Raw genomic sequence first — 289 nt, 5'->3', positions numbered from 1 at the left:
ACGGGCTCCCCGGCCGCAACTGACGAGCGATTTCCTTGCGCGAGCAGACACAAACTCACCGCGGAGCACTCGCTCCGGGGCGATTTTGCGTCTGCTCGGAACTGGGCCGAAACATGCCGTGAGCGCGTACGATTGAGCTTCCCTGAAGTTGGGGAGGTGGCCACATGTCATTCGTCACCACGGCGCCCGATACGGTCGCGGCAGCCGCGTCAGATCTCGCGTCCATCCAGACGGCGGTCACCCGGGCCAATTCCGCGGCCCTGCCAACGACCGCCAACCTCTTGGCCGC

1 protein-coding gene is annotated in these 289 nt (G+C 65.7%); it reads left to right on the top strand.

From position 1 onward, the window contains the following. Positions 1–164: 164 nt before the first annotated feature. Positions 165–289, top strand: a 125-nt coding sequence (locus AO501_RS36120) for a PE domain-containing protein (RefSeq protein ID WP_156452688.1), incomplete at its 3' end; no start/stop codon positions are given.

It is taken from the genome of Mycobacterium gordonae (assembly GCF_001417955.2).
In the GTDB taxonomy this organism is placed as follows: Bacteria; Actinomycetota; Actinomycetes; order Mycobacteriales; family Mycobacteriaceae; genus Mycobacterium; species Mycobacterium gordonae_B.
Note: the sequence above shows the minus strand (reverse complement) of the source record. Positions and strands in the feature narration are given on the sequence as shown.